General features: G+C 40.7%; 14 protein-coding genes. 11 read left to right on the top strand and 3 right to left on the bottom strand.

The features are described 5' to 3' along the window. Positions 1-234 precede the first annotated feature (234 nt). The 6 genes from ACHUFA_RS09510 to ACHUFA_RS09485 all read left to right on the top strand — a co-directional run bounded on the left by ACHUFA_RS09510 (position 235) and on the right by ACHUFA_RS09485 (position 4,090). Complete coding sequence (locus tag ACHUFA_RS09510) at positions 235-930, top strand: helix-turn-helix domain-containing protein (protein WP_222350146.1); 696 nt, start codon at positions 235-237, stop codon at positions 928-930. Positions 931-964: 34 nt separating this feature from the next. After that, complete coding sequence (locus tag ACHUFA_RS09505) at positions 965-1,321, top strand: hypothetical protein (RefSeq protein ID WP_394405741.1); 357 nt, start codon at positions 965-967, stop codon at positions 1,319-1,321. A 148-nt stretch (positions 1,322-1,469) separates the two neighbouring features. Beyond that, positions 1,470-1,910 (top strand): VOC family protein, encoded by a 441-nt coding sequence (locus ACHUFA_RS09500; protein WP_394405739.1) that lies wholly within the window; start codon positions 1,470-1,472, stop codon positions 1,908-1,910. 9 nt (positions 1,911-1,919) lie between these two features. Continuing rightward, a complete protein-coding gene (locus ACHUFA_RS09495; protein ID WP_222350151.1) occupies positions 1,920-2,288 on the top strand; it encodes a VOC family protein in 369 nt (122 codons plus the stop codon). Positions 2,289-2,430: 142 nt separating this feature from the next. After that, positions 2,431-3,774, top strand: coding sequence for an APC family permease (locus ACHUFA_RS09490; protein WP_394405737.1), 1,344 nt, complete (start codon positions 2,431-2,433; stop codon positions 3,772-3,774). Between the two features lie 28 nt (positions 3,775-3,802). Further along, positions 3,803-4,090 (top strand): hypothetical protein, encoded by a 288-nt coding sequence (locus ACHUFA_RS09485; protein ID WP_394405735.1) that lies wholly within the window; start codon positions 3,803-3,805, stop codon positions 4,088-4,090. 145 nt (positions 4,091-4,235) lie between these two features. Here ACHUFA_RS09485 and ACHUFA_RS09480 read toward each other — a convergent pair whose 3' ends face one another. Next, on the bottom strand, positions 4,236-6,977 hold the full coding sequence (locus tag ACHUFA_RS09480) for a pneumococcal-type histidine triad protein (protein ID WP_394405733.1): 2,742 nt from the start codon (positions 6,975-6,977) through the stop codon (positions 4,236-4,238). A 142-nt stretch (positions 6,978-7,119) separates the two neighbouring features. Here ACHUFA_RS09480 and ACHUFA_RS09475 point away from each other — a divergent pair, with 142 nt between their 5' ends. Both ACHUFA_RS09475 and ACHUFA_RS09470 read left to right on the top strand, forming a co-directional pair. Next, on the top strand, positions 7,120-7,236 hold the full coding sequence (locus tag ACHUFA_RS09475) for a putative metal homeostasis protein (protein WP_222350157.1): 117 nt from the start codon (positions 7,120-7,122) through the stop codon (positions 7,234-7,236). Between the two features lie 117 nt (positions 7,237-7,353). Further along, entirely contained in the window at positions 7,354-7,695 is a 342-nt protein-coding gene (locus ACHUFA_RS09470) for a metal-sulfur cluster assembly factor (protein WP_394405731.1), read from the top strand. Between the two features lie 171 nt (positions 7,696-7,866). On the opposite strand, the gene ilvD is transcribed toward ACHUFA_RS09470, so the two are convergent. Then, positions 7,867-9,582 (bottom strand): dihydroxy-acid dehydratase, encoded by a 1,716-nt coding sequence (ilvD, locus tag ACHUFA_RS09465; RefSeq protein WP_394405729.1) that lies wholly within the window; start codon positions 9,580-9,582, stop codon positions 7,867-7,869. Between the two features lie 157 nt (positions 9,583-9,739). Then, the gene (locus ACHUFA_RS09460) at positions 9,740-10,534 is read right to left on the bottom strand and encodes a PrsW family glutamic-type intramembrane protease (protein ID WP_222383501.1); all 795 of its coding nucleotides are present in this window, start codon (positions 10,532-10,534) and stop codon (positions 9,740-9,742) included. A gap of 439 nt (positions 10,535-10,973) precedes the next feature. Between ACHUFA_RS09460 and ACHUFA_RS09455 the strand changes: the two genes are divergently transcribed. The 3 genes from ACHUFA_RS09455 to ilvC are packed head-to-tail and all read left to right on the top strand — an operon-like array spanning position 10,974 to position 14,207. After that, the gene (locus tag ACHUFA_RS09455) at positions 10,974-12,677 is read left to right on the top strand and encodes an acetolactate synthase large subunit (protein WP_222349760.1); all 1,704 of its coding nucleotides are present in this window, start codon (positions 10,974-10,976) and stop codon (positions 12,675-12,677) included. Then, the gene (ilvN, locus tag ACHUFA_RS09450; protein ID WP_222349759.1) at positions 12,670-13,146 is read left to right on the top strand and encodes an acetolactate synthase small subunit; all 477 of its coding nucleotides are present in this window, start codon (positions 12,670-12,672) and stop codon (positions 13,144-13,146) included. The genes ACHUFA_RS09455 and ilvN overlap by 8 nt, the downstream gene beginning before the upstream one ends. A gap of 14 nt (positions 13,147-13,160) precedes the next feature. Next, on the top strand, positions 13,161-14,207 hold the full coding sequence (gene ilvC, locus ACHUFA_RS09445; RefSeq protein WP_394405742.1) for a ketol-acid reductoisomerase: 1,047 nt from the start codon (positions 13,161-13,163) through the stop codon (positions 14,205-14,207). Positions 14,208-14,274: the final 67 nt, after the last annotated feature.

Genomic DNA, 14,274 nt, shown 5'->3' with positions numbered 1-14,274 from the left:
TACAGAAAAGGTATCAATAATAGAGAGGCTTCTAGAGTATCCTAGATAGGAAATTAGATGAGTTTTCAATGTACGAATGAAGCAGTGAAAGCTGGCAGTGTTTGTTTTGGGACTGAGAAAAAAGTTCAGGGATATTCATGTGACCTATCAGGTTTGTAAATTTTGAGCTTAGCTATAGACAAAGTTTCAATTTTGATATATAATGTGTTTTATAAAACACATACAGGTGATGAGATGTTTTCAAATGAAAGACTAAAACAGAGACGAAAAGAAAAGGGCCATACCCAACAAGCTGTTGCAGAGCAGTTGGGGATTAACCGTGCTTCTTATACAAGTTGGGAATTGGGACGTGCGAAGCCTAACCAAGCTAATTTGGATAAGTTGGCAGCCATTCTAGAAGTGGAGCCTACATACTTTGAATCTAGCTATGCGATTGTAAGCAACTATTTACAACTTAGTGCTCAAAATCGCTTAAAAGCTGAGCTTTATGTTGAAGAATTGTTAGAAGCACAAGAAGCGGAGCAAAGAGCTGCCCAAATAGTGCCTCTTTTTGCAGTATCGGTATTGGAAAACATCCCTTTGTCTGCGGGGCATGGTGCTAGTTATTTTGATGACTATTCTCAAACGACAGTCTATGCAGAGCAAGAATATTATTACGATTTTGCCTGCTTTGTAGATGGTGAATCCATGCAGCCAGCCTTCCAAAATGGCGAAGTGGCCATGTTTAAAGAAAGTAGTTTTGACTATGACGGTGCAGTTTATGCGATTAGTTTGAATGGGTCTACCTACATTAAAAAAGTTTATCGCGAAGCTAACCGCTATAGAATAGAGTCTATTAATCCAGAATATCAAGATATGTATGCATATGAAGAAGATGAGTTTCAGATTGTCGGGAAGGTAATCGGACATTTTATGCCAATTGAACAGTAAATTTAGGACAGATTGAGGAGATGAGAGAATGTTTATGAGAAGTTATTTATCATATCAGGCATTGAGAGGTTTTAGAGATGTATTTGCGAAAAAAATGATTGATTTCTTTTCATCAGAAAAGATTGTGGCATCAACAGTTACTCTAGTAGAAGAAATCGTTGCTGATGAAATGCCACTTCAGATGAAATGGATGCTTCTACGTCAACTATATTTAGGTCAATTATTGGCAGATATTGAAGTATTTGATGGCTACCAGTATAAAACACATACAGGTTATGTTCGAGATGCATTTGCCAATGGCGTCGGGTTACAAACGACGGACTATTATTTAAACTTAGAAATTGATAAAATTCGTGCGATAAATCTTTCGCCACTTGCCTGGGAAGAATAAATTGGTATGGAGAGTGAAGATAGAAAAGGAAGTTACTTTCTATATTTCTAATTTTATAAAAGTTATTGCTTAGTGTAATTCATTTTAGTTGACCATTGTCACTAATTAATGTATTATAGGCGGATAATAAAAATGATGGAGAACACACATGGTTAAAGCACTCGAACTTTACTTAGTAACAAATAATAACGGATTAGAAGCGGTTGATTTCTACAAGGATGTTTTTAATGCAGAGGTAGTATCTTGTACAACTTTTGGTCAAGCAATTCCGAATACACCTGAGGAAAATAAAAATCTGGTTTTGAATGCTAATTTGAATATTGATGGCATTCGTTTGCAGTTATCAGACAACGGTTCAGAACATGCCTATGTTCAAGGAATGAATATGACAGCCTGTATTCAACTAGACAGTGTTGAAGAAGCTACAGCTATTTATGGCAAATTGGCACAAGATGCGCAGCGTATTGATTTAGAACTTGCAGAAACACCTTGGAGCCCTGCTTATGGTATTGTTGTGGATAAGTTTGGTATGACATGGCAAATCAATACGGATATTGTTGGTTTTGTCTCAGAAAATGTAACCTTCTAAGGAGAGAATATGTTTACAAAAGAAACAGGTATCATGCTCTATGTAGATGATGTTGCGGCTGAAAAATCATTTTGGACAGCTATTGGCTTTACCATTTTCAATGAATCTGAAATGATGGGCTATGAAACATTTGATATGAAGCCTCATGAAGATAGTACACTGACTTTTACGGTCTATGCTAATGAATTTATTCGACAAGTGTCTCCTGAAGTGATTGACATGAAACCAAGCGTTCTTTTTGAAAGTAATGATATTGAAGCCTTACAGGCTAAGGTTGCTGCGGTGACGGAAACAGCCAGTCCAGTGAATAAAGAACCTTTCCCTAACTTCAATTTTGCCAATCCAAGTGGTCACTACTTTGCTGTAAAAGGCGTTTAGTAACAGTTGAGCACCTTCCCAACTATAAGGGAGGTGTTTTTTAGGCTTGAAATCATTGTTTTTTCAAAAATACCTATACAGAGGAATTGTCAGTTAGGAGATTTTGGGCTATAATGAAATGTCTAGTATTGGGGGAAGAAATATGAAAGATACAATTAAAGTAAAGCCGACCTATGGCTTGGTGACAGCCATTGCCATGATTGTCGGGATTGTGATTGGTTCAGGGATTTATTTTAAAGTTGATGATATTCTAAATTTTGCTGGAGGAAATGTGTGGCTAGGAATGCTGGTCATTGCTCTTGGTGCGGTATCCATCGTTTTTGGGAGTTTATCTATCTCGGAGTTAGCCCTGCGTTCAGCAGCTAGTGGTGGGATTTTTTCTTACTATGAGCGCTATATTCATCCAGGTTTGGCAGCTTCATTGGGGATGTTTACAGCCTATGTCTATTTGCCGACAGTTGTCGCGGTGGTCACTTGGGTTGGAGCAAACTATACCTTGGGGAGCAATTCGAGCCTAGAAGCTCAGGTGGGACTTGGTTTTCTCTACCTAATCCTGTTAATCCTTGTAAACTTGTTTGGACGAGTGATTGCGGGTTATTTTCAATCTCTTTCTACTATGGTCAAGGTTGTTCCGCTAGTTTTGATTGCGGCAATCGGTCTATTTTGGACAGGAAAAGGTCCAAGCTTATCAGAAAATATTTCCCTTATTGAACCTCGTGATGTGGGGTGGGGCTGGTTATCTGGTCTAGTGCCACTGTATTTTGCCTATGATGGTTGGACAGTTGTTGCTAGTATTGCTCCTGAGATTAAGTCTGCGAAGAAGAATTTACCGCGTGCCTTGATGGCGGGTCCGTTTATTATTCTGGTTCTCTACCTCTTGTTCTTTTACGGGTTGAACCGTATCCTAGGTCCAAGTTTTATCATGTCGACTGGTAATACGGCGGTGACCTACGCGGCAAGTTACTTATTTGGAGATACCATCGGTCGTGCCTTGATGGTTATTGTTATTATTTCTGTTCTTGGAGTATCAAATGGAATGATGCTAGGGACGATGCGTTTGCCACAAGCTTTCGCTAGTCGAGGTTGGATTGGTTCAGAAAAATTTGCTCGAATCCATCCTAAGTATCAAGTTTCCATTGCAGCCAGTCTTTCAGTAGGTTTAGTAACCATGTTCTGGCTTGGAATTCATTATCTTGTTATGAAATTTAATGTACTTCCGGGAAGCGATATTAGTGAGATTACTATTGTCTTTAACAACACTAGCTTCATCTTTTTGTATTTGGTCGTGCTTGGTCTTTATCGCAAAGGAGAAGTGAAGCGGAAGTTGACAGGTCTAGTTGCTCCGATTTTAGCCATTATAGGGAGTTTGACTTTGCTTGTTGGAAGTTTGATGACAAACTTTGTAACAGTTTTAGGCTTCATGCTATTTTGTCTCTTGTTCTGCTTGGCAGCTTATGGGCTATACTTGAAAAATAAACAAAAATAAAGCATTTGCTCTAGGGCTCGTACCAGTTATGAAATTTAATGTACTTCCGGGAAGCGATATTAGTGAGATTACTATTGTCTTTAACAACACTAGCTTCATCTTTTTGTATTTGGTCGTGCTTGGTCTTTATCGCAAAGGAGAAGTGAAGCGGAAGTTGACAGGTCTAGTTGCTCCGATTTTAGCCATTATAGGGAGTTTGACTTTGCTTGTTGGAAGTTTGATGACAAACTTTGTAACAGTTTTAGGCTTCATGCTATTTTGTCTCTTGTTCTGCTTGGCAGCTTATGGGCTATACTTGAAAAATAAACAAAAATAAAGCATTTGCTCTAGGGCTCGTACCAGTATAAAAGACTTTTGAAATGTTGATTTGATAGTATTTCAAGAGTCTTTTTTATTTTCTATGGAAAAAAAGAAAAAACTGAAGAGAGCGGAAAATCACTTTCTTCAGTCTGAGTACATCATTACCATCCGCTAGTCCAATCATCTGTACTTGATGAAATGGAGATAGAATTGGTTTGGATATGGGGTTCGATTTGTGACTTCAACTCTTGCAATTGCTGGTAAACTTCCTGTAGATTCTCGGTTTCATTTTTGGATTTAGTTTCCAAGTCATCTGCCTTATTTAAAAGTTGGACCTTTAGGCTAACAGGGGTGGTCTCTATATTGCGTCGGTTTGTATTGATGAAATCAATAATTGCCTGAATCTGTTTTTTTAACTCATCTGTAGGGATGTCAGATGTAGTAGTTATTGGGGTTTCATTGGTCTCTGGCAGCACTTCAGAAATAACGGGCTGGGTACTGATTTTATGTTTAAATTCTTGCGCCCGTGCTAAAAGAGCATTTTTGTCAGAAGTTGTTGCATGTAAGATGCCTTTCAATTCTTCTAACTCGGATTGTAGTCCTGTTTTTGCCGCTCCTTCTGGTAGAGTTGCGATAATTTCTTGGGCTTGGGCTAAGAGTTCTGTGATTCGTCCAGATAGTTGATGTTGCTTGTCTTCAAATTGTCGGTAAGCGTCTTTGACTTTTTGCTTGAGGGTTTCTAAACTTTGTAAGCTACTTGTCTCTGTTTTCAAAACATTTTGAATAGCCAGTTTGAGTTCGGCTGGTAGTCGCTGATCATCTTGATTGGCAAGGAGATAGTGACGAAGATTCTCGACTTGTTTTTGGCCACTTGTAGAGGTGCTTGGTTGCAGATTGTTCAACTCATTTTGAATTGCTTTTAAATCTGAAATAGTTTTAGCATCATAAACCTTGTTGAGTAAGGCGACACGTTTGAGAAGATTCTTGTCTTCACTGAGAGCTAATACAGCAGTTCGGATTTCTTCTTTTGCGGCTTCGAAATTGCTAGTATCGTCCAGGGGTGTTGGTTGTGTAGCAGGTTGGTCAAGATTCAGTTTGTAATCCTTAGCAAATTGTACAAGCGCTTGTTTGAGGAACGCAGGTGATTCTTGTCGGTAGCCAATACTTTCTTTCAATGTCTGTAATTTTGCGGAGGCTTGAGCATATTGGTCGTGTGAGGTTGACAGACTCGCTTGAACTTTTCGGAAGAAAGTGTCTACTTCAGTCCAGGTGATGCTGGTATCAACAGGCTCAATGTGTTCAGCTGGTGCTGCGCCTAATTGGATATATTTTTTATCAAAATCATCCAAAATTTTCAAATATCCTTCTGTCGAATTAGTAGCCCAGTCTAAGCCTTTTTGGAAATCCAATAGGGCTGTTTTAATACGTCGCAGCTGTTTCGGTTGCTGTTGGAAATTTTTCTCAGCTGACAGAATGAGTGCCTGGACCTTATTTTTGATCAGTTGTCGGTCCAGAGGTCCGGGGATATAGCTACCATCAAGAGCTGGGATTTTGTGTTTTACATATTCGCGCCAACCTGGACTTTTAATCTTGTATGTATGGCTATGGTCTCCGTGAGGAACGGTCATTGTTCCATCTTCAATGACGATGCTAGCTGGATCAACTTGCATGCTTTTGGCTAAATTGGTTAATTCAGCTTCAAAGTCAGCTTCAGGATCGTCACTGATGTTAGGAATTACAATATCCGCAATAGCCATTTCATGTGTATGGTTTTCATGAGGCCAAATCAAACTCTCTCCCTGAACTTGAATAGTTGCTGGATCAATACCGTAGAGTTGGGAAATGTAGTTGATTTTATCTTGCACCTCCCTTGGGATTTCTGGGTGCGAAATGGGGTGTGGATTGGTAGAAATCGGCTTGGGAGTCGGTTGAGTTGGTTGATGTGGGCTGTTGGAATGGCCGTGATTTAAGTCAGCCGCTACGCTAGCAGCAGTTGGGAAGTGCCCGACAACCACAGATGAAATCAAGAGGGCATGACGGTGGGTGCCGTGTGGATAGGTGAAATAGTCACCGGCAACCTTGATTTCTGAAAGGGGCAGTTTATACATTTTTGCCATGTAAGCTCGTTTTGCTTCTAAGTCATTCTTCAAAGAAGCGGGACTATTTCGATTGATTTGATTAGAATTGTTTGGTTGGTTTACAACTGGTACTTGTTTTCCTTTTTGCTCCCAAAAAGCTTGCGCAGCAGTGCGTGCGCTGTCAGAAAGATCAGACTTGGGGATGTAATGCAAGTGGGTTTGGTGACGAACAACAAATGCATCTCCTAAATCATCAATGACATCACTAGGGTGGAAAGTGTAGCCGTCATCTGTTTTATAAGCCTTAGAAACAGATGAGTGACCAGTTTTCCCTTGTCTTTGTTTTTGAATTTCTTGCTGGCTACGAATCTGAGTTTTTTCACTAGCAGAGTCCAGATAGACAAAATAGTGGCCGTTTACTTTGATAATATAGCCATCCTTGATCTGGCTGACAATATGCTTCGTATCGAATTGATAGTGAGGGTCCTTCATGAGAAGTTCTTCACTGAAAAGCGCGTCAAAGGGGACCTTGCCATTGTAGTAGTGGAAATGATCGCCGTGAGAAGTTACATAGCCATCGTCTGTAATCTTTACAACGATTTGTTCAGCGGCAATTCCTTCCTCTTTAGCATCCTTTTCAGAAGTAGAGATTGAAAGGTTGCTTGGTTTGGTTGCTGAGGAGGCTGTTTCTTTGGAAATATAGTCAACAGAGTAATGAGATGCACGATTTTTTTCATGTTGAATTCCCGTTTGATAAGCAAGGCTTGAACTACCGACAAGAGCGGTAAGGACAAGAGAGCTATAGAGTATGTGTTTTCGTTTCATGATTTCTCCTTTGTAAATTAACTGGTTAATAAAAAGCAGAATCTATTTTACCAGTTAAGTAAAAAAGAGTCAACATAAAAACACTTGACTGGTTAACTATTTTAAGGTAAACTATTGCTTACTAAATAAATTGGAGGTTATAATGGCAGAAAGATTAGATTTATCAAGTGCATATCGGAAGTTGAAGAGTCCAAATATTAAGACACGCAAGCGTGCTTTGGCGGTGATTCATGCACACAAGCGCCAAAAAGGGAAATAAGAGTAGGGAAACCTACTTTTATTTTTTTGATGAAATTGTTAGAAAATTTTGGATTTTTCTTGAAAAAGTCTATAAAATATGAGAAAATAATGACATAAATTTTCAAGGAGTGGTGAGATGAGAGAAGATATTCGGCTAAATGATTGTGCGCGTGCCTTGTCTGCTGAGTTGATTGCGGTATTGGAGACTGTTTTTGATCCAGAAATTGAGTTGGATATTTACAATTTGGGGCTTGTTTATGAGATTACAGTTGATGAGGCGGAGCACTGCCGATTGGTCATGACCTTTACCGATACGGGTTGCTCTTGTTCTGAAACCATGCCGGTTGAATTGGTGGAGAAATTAACTAAAATAGAGGGTATTCGCTCAGCAAATATTGAAATTGTCTGGTCACCAGCTTGGAAGATGACTCGGATTAGTCGATTGGGGCGAATTACCTTAGGCATCAGTCCACGATGAACTTGGGGAAAAACTCAAGTTTTTAAATGTTTATAGATAACAGCTTAATGCAGTGGTTGAATTGTTTGCTTATACCAAGTTTCACCATTGATCAGTTCTACCGAAAAAAATAAAAGAGCTCAATGGAGCTCTTAGATTGAAGAGGTTGTCTTTGCAATCTCTTTTTTTCTTTTATTTTTTGCCGCTACGGTCCATATTCCAGAAGTCTGTGACCGCCCCTTTGGAGGCTGATGATACTGTATGGGCGTATTTTCCAAGGACACCGCGGCTGTAAAGTGGTGGCAATTCTGTTTCTTCTTTACGGCGAGCAATTTCGTCATCAGAAACATGCATGGTAATTTCTTTGGTATCTTGGTCAACTGTGACCAAATCACCTGTATGAAGGTAGGCAATTGGGCCACCATCTTGAGCTTCAGGGGCAATATGGCCGACAACCAAACCGTAGGTACCGCCTGAGAAGCGACCGTCTGTTAGAAGAGCAACCTTATCTCCCTGTCCCTTACCAACAATCATTGATGATAATGATAACATTTCTGGCATTCCAGGGCCGCCTTTGGGTCCAACGAAACGAACAACGACTACATCGCCATCAACGATTTCGTCAGATAACACGGCCTCAATAGCTTCTTCTTCCGAATCAAAAACCTTAGCAGGTCCTGTAATATTACGAACCTTAACCCCTGAAACCTTAGCAACTGCACCTTCTGGCGCCAAATTTCCTTTAAGGATAATCAATGGACCATCGGCACGTTTTGGATTTTCAAGTGGCATGATGACTTTTTGACCTGGTGTCAAGCCGGCAAAAGCTTTCAAGTTTTCAGCGACTGTCTTACCAGTACATGTCATACGGTCGCCGTGGAGGAAGCCATTAGCCAACAAGTATTTCATCACTGCTGGCACACCACCGACATTATAAAGGTCTTGGAAAACATACTTACCTGATGGTTTCAAGTCAGCCAAATGAGGCACGCGCTCTTGGAAATCATTGAAATCTTCAAGAGTCAAGTCAACATTGGCAGCATGAGCAATAGCAAGTAAGTGAAGAGTAGCGTTAGTTGAACCACCCAAGGCCATTGTCACTGTAATAGCATCTTCAAAGGCTTCACGTGTCAAAATGTCAGATGGTTTGAGACCTAATTCCAACATTTTAACAACTGCACGACCAGCTTCTTCAATATCAGCTTTTTTCTCTGCAGACTCAGCCGGATGTGATGATGAACCTGGCAAACTCATACCTAGCACTTCAATAGCAGTTGCCATGGTATTAGCTGTGTACATACCACCGCAACCACCAGGGCCAGGGCAGGCATTACATTCGATACGGCGAAGCTCTTCTTCTGTAATATCTCCGTTATTCCAATGGCCGATTCCCTCAAAAACGGATACCAAGTCAATATCTTTTCCATCAAGATTCCCTGGAGCAATAGTTCCACCGTAGGCAAAGATGGCAGGAATATCCATGTTAGCAATAGCAATCATGGAGCCAGGCATGTTCTTGTCACAGCCACCGATAGCTACGAAAGCATCGACATTATGACCAGACATGGCAACTTCAATAGAATCCGCAATAATATCACGAGATGTCAATGAAAAGCGCATGCCAGGTGTTCCCATGGCAATCCCATCGGCAACCGTAATCGTTCCAAATTGAACTGGCCAAGCGCCAGCTGATCTAACACCTTCCTTGGTCAATTTTCCAAAGTCATGAAGGTGAATGTTACAAGGGGTATTTTCAGCCCAAGTTGAGATGATCCCGACAATAGGCGTTTCGAAGTCTTTATCCATCATCCCAGTCGCACGAAGCATGGCTCGGTTAGGTGATTTTACCTTACTATCATAAATGCTGGAGCGATGCCGTAGATTTTTTAACGTTTCGTTTTCTGTCATAATGATTCCCTTTCTAAATAGGTAATGGAAATTCTTATTGTATATTATAGCATAAAAATTTTACTGTGCAGGTAAAATGATTGAATAATTTGCAATTTCTGAAAATTCAGACCAATACTCGATAAAAAACAGATTGCTGATCAATCTGTTTAATATATTAGTCTTTTACGAGAAGGATTTTCCAATAATAATAGCATAGAAAGAGGTAGCAAGCATTCAGAAATGCAATATGGAGTGAAAGCGGGATATCGAAACTAGTCAAGGGAGAATTCCATAAGAAATGGAAGAGGATGGTTGCGAAAATTCCAATGGCCCCCCATTTTTTCTGTCGCTGATGACAAAGAAGGAGGCAGAAGCTAGCCGTGACAAGGGCTGTCATCAGCCAGTGGGATGTTAGGCTTCCTGAAATACGTAAGAAGACATCGGAAACGGCCATTGTTGGCGTTTCGATAACAGAATGTAAAACATAGCTAATATCTTCGCTGATTTGAAAACCTAGTCCGACACCAGCACCAATCAGAAAGGCTTGTCTTGGTTTCCAGGTTTTAAGGAAAAATAGAACAAAGACAGCAGCGAGTAACTTGAGGAATTCTTCTGTAAATGGTGCAGTCATTGCAGTTTCCCAAAGAGAGAAGGTGTCCTTGTCTAAGAAAGATTTCCATAAATTCCCTAGCCATTGATTGGCCAAAGCAGCGCTCCAACCTGAAATAAAAAATCCAGAGAAGATAGCTAGGGCGAGTTGATGTTTTTTGAGGTTGTACTCGGAATAGCACCAGCGGAGGACTAAAAGTAGGGGGATGATGTAGAGAAGAAGAATGGCGACGCCATTTCCAAAAAGGATATACTCCTTATTGCTGAGATCCCCATTTGACAATGCTGCTAATTCAAATTCAAAACCAAGGCTAATAAAGAATAAATATATAAAACACACAATATAAGATTTTCTTTTCATGACACTATTATATCACGATTTGAAGAGGTCTTCATATTGGATTGAAGTGGATATTAAGCGAGAAAGTAATAGAAATCAACACCTGTAAATTATAGGACCTAAAACAAAATGGTGAAATAAATAGGTAACCGGGTTTATCAAAGTGAAAATAGCGATACTTATATAATAGAGTAAAAGTTTTTTCTGTTTAGAAATAATTCTACATTCTAAAAGATTTTTTAAGATAAAAGTAAAAAACAATTCCTCGAAAAAGGCTTAAATTAGCTTTTAATGAAAGAAATAAGAGAAAATAAAAAAACAAAAACTGAATTTTCAGAAAATTGCGTTGACATTTTTTTTAATTATGATATGATAAGAGTTACATAAAAAAACAATGTAGATATTTACTCATATTTTTAGAGTGTATAAGTTGAGTGGATGGTTGAAGGGAGGAATGTTGTTGGAGAAGATACAATTAGAACAAGCTCGTTCGGGTTCTTATTTGGTACTAGATACCTTGAAGAAGTTAGGTGTCGATACCATTTTTGGTTATCCTGGTGGTGCAGTTTTACCTATATATGATGAAATTTTTAGATTTAAGGGTATCCGACATATTCTTTCCCGTCACGAACAAGGTTCTGTGCATGAGGCAGAGGGTTATGCCAAGTCAACTGGAAAATTAGGAGTCGCCCTAGTGACCAGTGGTCCCGGAGCGACCAATGCCATTACAGGAATTGCAGATGCTCTTGGAGACAGTGTTCCACTTTTAGTCTTTACAGGGCAAGTGGCTCGCCGAGGAATTGGAAAGGATGCTTTTCAAGAGGCTGATATTATTGGTGTGACCATGCCGGTTACCAAGTACAATTACCAAATTCGCGATACAGCTGATATCCCGAGAATTGTAACTGAAGCTGTTCACATCGCAACAACTGGTCGTCCAGGTCCAGTTGTCATTGACTTACCAAAAGATGTGCAGGAGGCCTTGGTGGAAGCATACAATGATTCGACTCTTCATTTGCCAAGCTACCAGCCGACATTGGAGCCAAATGGCTTACAGGTGAAGAAGATTTTGAGCCAGTTGAGTCAAGCCAAGAAGCCTGTTATACTAGCGGGTGGTGGTGTCAATTACGCAGATGCCAATAACGAATTGATTGCTTTTGCAGAACGTTACCAAATCCCTGTTGTATCCACCTTGCTTGGTCTGGGCGCGATGCCAATTGAACATTCTCTTTCTTTAGGGATGGGAGGCATGCATGGTTCTTACGCATCCAATATGGCCTTGACCGAGGCAGATTACATCATTAATATCGGTGCTCGCTTCGATGACCGCTTGACTGGCAATGTGGATACCTTTGCGAAAAATGCAACGGTTGCCCATATCGATATTGACCCAGCTGAGATTGGGAAAGTAGTAGCGACAGCTATTCCGGTTGTGGGTGATGCCAAGAAAACGCTAGAAGCTCTTTTAAAAGCAGACACAGTAGCAACAGACTATGCGGACTGGACGAGCCATGTTTTGGAAAACAAGGCACGTGCACCATTTGGCTATGATGAGGATGAAAACTTTATCAAGCCACAAGAAGCGATTCAGATAATTGGTCAATTAACAAGTGGAGATGCCATTGTTGTAACAGATGTTGGCCAGCACCAAATGTGGTCAGCCCAATTTTATCCTTTCAAACATGCTCGCCAGCTGGTCACATCCGGTGGTATGGGAACCATGGGATTCGGTATCCCCGCGGCAATCGGTGCCAAACTAGCCAATCCAGACCGTGAGGTTGTCCTCTTTGTGGGCGACGGTGGTTTTCAAATGACCAATCAAGAGTTGGCTATTCTAAACGGTTATGGTGTTCCGATTAAGGTAATCTTACTGAACAATCATTCTTTAGGAATGGTGCGTCAGTGGCAGGAAGCATTCTACGATGAGCGTCGCAGCCAGTCTACTTTTGATGATGAGCCCAATTTCCAACTTTTGGCAGAAGCCTACAAGATTGCCCATTATCAATTTAGCAATCCAGCGACATTGGCAGAGGATTTGCAGGTCATCAAGGAAAATAAACCCATGTTGATTGAGCTTCATATTTCCAATAAAGAGCACGTTTTACCAATGGTGCCAGCTGGCAAATCCAATCACGAAATGTTGGGGGTGAAGTTCAATGCGTAGAATGTTAACAGCCAAATTGAGAAATTCATCTGGTGTCCTTAACCGCTTTACTGGCGTCCTATCGCGCCGTCAGATTAACATTGAGTCTATCTCAGTTGGTCCGACAGAAGTGGAAGGAATTTCCCGCGTAACCGTTATTGTAGATGTACAGACCATGGATGAGGTGGAGCAAATTATCAAACAGCTCAACCGTCAAATTGACGTGGTACGAGTGCGCGACATTACAGATATCCCTCACTTAGAACGCGAAGTTCTTTTGGTAAAAATTTCAAGCCCTGCTCAGAAACGGGCAGAGATTTTGGCTATTATCCAGCCCTTCCGTGCCAGTGTCGTTGATGTGGCCCCTAACTCCATTACCATTCAAATGACAGGGGACAGCGATAAAATTGAAGCTCTCCTCCGCGTTATTCAGCCTTATGGCATTAAAAATATCGCTCGTACTGGAGCAACAGGTTTCAGTCGTGACTAGTTTACAAACAGCAAATAAATAATAGAAAAGAGAATCTTATGGCAGTAGAAATGCAATACGAAGCAGATGTAAAAGTAGCAGCGCTTGACGGCAAACGTATCGCCGTTATTGGATATGGTTCACAAGGTCACGCTCATGCACAGAACTTGCGGGATACAGGCCACGATGTCATCATTGGTGTCCGTGCTGGTAGGTCATTTGATAAGGCCAAAGAAGATGGTTTTGAAACCTTTGAAGTAGCAGAAGCAGCAAAACAAGCAGATGTGATTATGGTCTTGGCGCCAGATGAAATCCAGGCAGATCTTTATAATGAAGAAATTGCTCCAAACTTGGAAGCTGGAAATGCTCTTGGCTTCGCTCATGGTTTCAACGTTCACTTTGAATTCATCAAGGTTCCAGCGGCTGTAGATGTCTTCATGTGTGCACCAAAAGGTCCAGGTCACTTGGTTCGTCGTACTTTTGAAGAAGGTTTTGGTGTCCCAGCCCTCTACGCTGTTTACCAAGATGCCACTGGCAATGCAAAAGATATTGCTATGGACTGGTCTAAAGGGGTTGGTTCAGCTCGTGTCGGTCTTCTTGAAACAACTTTCAAAGAAGAAACAGAAGAAGATTTGTTTGGGGAACAAGTAGTGCTCTGTGGTGGTTTGACTGCTCTTATGGAAGCTGGTTTTGAAGTATTGACGGAAGCAGGTTACGCTCCAGAATTGGCTTACTTCGAAGTACTTCATGAAATGAAACTCATAGTTGACTTGATTTACGAAGGTGGTTTCAAGAAAATGCGCCAGTCTATCTCAAACACTGCCGAGTTTGGTGACTATGTGTCAGGTCCGCGCGTGATTACGGAGCAAGTCAAAGAAAATATGAAAGCCGTTCTTGCAGATATCCAAACAGGTAAATTTGCCAATGACTTTGTTAATGATTACAAAGCAGGCCGTCCACGTATGGAAGCCTATCGTAAAGACGCAGCAGAACTGGAAATTGAAAAAGTCGGTGCAGAGCTTCGTAAGGCAATGCCATTTGTCGGTAAAAACGATGATGATGCCTTCAAAATCTATAACTAATAGAAGACAGGAAGGGAGGTTCATACCTCCTTGTTTTCGTTGAAAAAATATTTTCAAAAAGGTCTAG

Origin of the sequence: Streptococcus hepaticus (genome assembly GCF_043656315.1) — a bacterium.
Lineage (GTDB): Bacteria > Bacillota > Bacilli > Lactobacillales > Streptococcaceae > Streptococcus > Streptococcus hepaticus.
Note: the sequence above shows the minus strand (reverse complement) of the source record. Positions and strands in the feature narration are given on the sequence as shown.

Bases quoted from the DNA above. Each gene is read 5' to 3' on its own strand.
- ACHUFA_RS09460 (WP_222383501.1), bottom strand. From the start codon at position 10,534: ATGAAAAGAAAATCTTATATTGTGTGTTTTATATATTTATTCTTTATT.
- ACHUFA_RS09470 (WP_394405731.1), top strand. From the start codon at position 7,354: ATGAGAGAAGATATTCGGCTAAATGATTGTGCGCGTGCCTTGTCTGCT.
- ACHUFA_RS09480 (WP_394405733.1), bottom strand. From the start codon at position 6,977: ATGAAACGAAAACACATACTCTATAGCTCTCTTGTCCTTACCGCTCTT.
- ilvD (WP_394405729.1), bottom strand. From the start codon at position 9,582: ATGACAGAAAACGAAACGTTAAAAAATCTACGGCATCGCTCCAGCATT.
- ilvN (WP_222349759.1), top strand. From the start codon at position 12,670: ATGCGTAGAATGTTAACAGCCAAATTGAGAAATTCATCTGGTGTCCTT.
- ACHUFA_RS09490 (WP_394405737.1), top strand. From the start codon at position 2,431: ATGAAAGATACAATTAAAGTAAAGCCGACCTATGGCTTGGTGACAGCC.
- ACHUFA_RS09485 (WP_394405735.1), top strand. From the start codon at position 3,803: ATGAAATTTAATGTACTTCCGGGAAGCGATATTAGTGAGATTACTATT.
- ACHUFA_RS09505 (WP_394405741.1), top strand. From the start codon at position 965: ATGAGAAGTTATTTATCATATCAGGCATTGAGAGGTTTTAGAGATGTA.
- ACHUFA_RS09475 (WP_222350157.1), top strand. From the start codon at position 7,120: ATGGCAGAAAGATTAGATTTATCAAGTGCATATCGGAAGTTGAAGAGT.
- ACHUFA_RS09500 (WP_394405739.1), top strand. From the start codon at position 1,470: ATGGTTAAAGCACTCGAACTTTACTTAGTAACAAATAATAACGGATTA.
- ACHUFA_RS09495 (WP_222350151.1), top strand. From the start codon at position 1,920: ATGTTTACAAAAGAAACAGGTATCATGCTCTATGTAGATGATGTTGCG.
- ACHUFA_RS09510 (WP_222350146.1), top strand. From the start codon at position 235: ATGTTTTCAAATGAAAGACTAAAACAGAGACGAAAAGAAAAGGGCCAT.